General features: G+C 50.5%; 1 protein-coding gene and 1 pseudogene. Both read left to right on the top strand.

What is annotated here, in order from left to right; all coding sequences use genetic code 11:
- Positions 1–1,367, top strand: a pseudogene (locus CKW23_RS20530) (hypothetical protein); the annotation flags it as partial.
- A gap of 6 nt (positions 1,368–1,373) precedes the next feature.
- Positions 1,374–2,072, top strand: a complete 699-nt coding sequence (locus CKW23_RS20525; protein WP_095068218.1) for a permease — start codon at positions 1,374–1,376, stop codon at positions 2,070–2,072.
- The last annotated feature ends 330 nt before the right edge of the window (positions 2,073–2,402 follow it).

The raw sequence follows: 2,402 nt of genomic DNA, 5'->3' as shown, positions 1-2,402 counted from the left end.
AGTTGCTGCAAGAGGAAATACGCGCCTTCTTCAAATCCGGCCTGGACGTCGCCAAGGACTGGCACACCCGCGCCAAGGCCTGGAGCGAACGCTTGGGTGGCCTGGGTGCCGGGATCACCTGGGGCGTCATCCTGCTCAACTTCATCAACACTGCATTCCTCTATGGGGACCTGACCCGCGATGGCGACTTCAGCGGCAAGGATATCGTCAAGGTCGGTTACAGCCTGGGTTACAGCTTCAATTTGTTGATGGCGGTGTTTGTCGAAGCGCCGTGGGCGGTGATCAAGAATGCGACGCCGGTGCTGATCGACGGCAAAAGCATAGGCATCCTGGATCGCTCTTCCGCCTACTGGAAAGCGCAGGGAAACAACGCTTGGGGGGATGCGATTCGCGGGTTCAGGAGCACGGTGGTGGCTTTGGGAGCGTTTGCGGTGGCGGCGGCGGTGTTGGAGCTTTGGGATATTCGAGGCGATTATCAGAATGCCAAAACCGAGGAGGAAAGAGCCGCATTACTTGTAAAAGGTATCGCTGTTTTTGTGATGGGTGTTGGTGGTCTGGCTCAATTGGTTACGGGATTAACACTATCCAGCAGAATCGCGATTTTTGTAATGGGTACGTGGTTTACCATCGGTCTTCTAATAGCAGGTGTCGTTTATTTAATTGCCACTATGGTCCTGAACTATTTCAAGCAGGACAGTGTCGGTTGGTGGTTGAGGAGGTGCTGCTGGTCGCGTTCGTCTGAACATCGACATACGGATACCCCGGAAGGAGAAGTTGAAGAAAAGCGTTCTTTGCTGGAAATCCAGCTGAGTCCGCAAATCCTTATTAAAAGCACGGTTGAGTATAGGCAAAAATACATGGGTGTAGCTGGGTATGTAGATGTGCCAGTACAAAACGGTGCCTGGATACAAATGCGTTTGCCTGAGGCATTACGCGGGCAACTGGTTCAGCTTAATGTTATCAGCAGTACGCGACCTTTCGGTTTTCTGCCAACGGAGCAAACGGATACGCCCATTGCAGACAAGTTTGAAGAGCGTGGCAAGTTCACTCCTCTCAAGGAGTTTGGAAAGATCGGTAATGAACGGCCTCCCTATTCACCATCGGATCTGTATTTCCCGATTTTTCCTGCGGGCGAGGATGTCGTCTGGCAAACCTGGGTTCCGCTCAAGGAAGGTGCTACCTACATTGAGTTGCAAATCTGGTATCCGAACTCGGTGAGTGCTTCAGGGCAGAAAGCTCAAAGCTACCTTTATCAGATAGAGCTAAGTCAGGAGGGCGATATGGCAGTAGATGGCTCAAGCCTCACACTGCTAGAAGTCAATAAGAAAAGCCGCGCCAACGCACTGATCCTTGTGCTTCCGGAATAAAATTCTATGACTCATATAGCAGCCAGCAGCACAAAGCAGAACGAAACTTTCAGCAACGATACAGCTGTAATGATATGGAGCATAAAAACAATCGAGTGTTCTCCAAAGGAGCTAAAAAAAGCTTATCTTGCTGTAGTAACGGCCTGTCTTCTCCCTTTTCTTTATTGTCTATGGTTGTTGTGGGATGATTTGCCGGAAGCTCTGGGCATGCTTATAGCGTTCGGCTGCGCACCTGTAGTATTCGGGACTTATTTGATTGTGTTCGCAGTCAGGCAGAAGGCTATGTTCAACTACCACATCACACTCCATGGAGGCTCTGTCGAGTACTACGACTACTATCCAAATTTTGCAGGCCCCTTCTTCAAAGGCATCGCCATTTTCACCATCCTGCTATTTCTCGGCGTCGCCCTCGTCACAGGCTCCCTGCTCTTTCTGGTCGGCCCCGCCGCCATTTCAATCGGGGCCGCACGCTCTTTGCTGAATTGGGAGAATAAAATCCATCATCGGGAAACTCGTCCATGGGATACCCACAACTTCGTCACGATTGATCGAAAGCGCTCCATCATCGTTATTCATTGCACCGACATCACTACAGGGTTTTTCGCCCGCTTCCCCAACAAAGACCTGTTCGAGCAATACCTGCAGTTCCTGCACTCGGTCCTGCCACCCACGGCCGAGTTCATGGAGAAAGACTGGGAGTGGTGAAAAACCCGGTGCTTGATGCAACGAGCTACTTGCAGGAGGCAGCTTGCTGGCGAAAAAGGCCTGAAAACCGACAGATATTCTGTGTCTCTACGCTGAAGTTGCCAGGCTGCCTCCCACACATTGAGTTATGACCTTAACTGTTCGGCATCAGCCTTACAGGGCGCGCTCGTTCACTTCGTGCTGTTTACAGGTCATGAAGCACTCTTCTGGAATAAGAGATTATTATGAATAACATAGCAGCCTGCAGTACAGCGCAGAACAAAATTTTCAGCAGCGATTCGACTGTAATGGCGTGGAGTATAAAAACAATTGATTGCCCTCCAAAGGAAT

Source organism: Pseudomonas sp. Irchel 3A18, assembly GCF_900187465.1.
Lineage (GTDB): Bacteria > Pseudomonadota > Gammaproteobacteria > Pseudomonadales > Pseudomonadaceae > Aquipseudomonas > Aquipseudomonas cichorii.
Note: the sequence above shows the minus strand (reverse complement) of the source record. Positions and strands in the feature narration are given on the sequence as shown.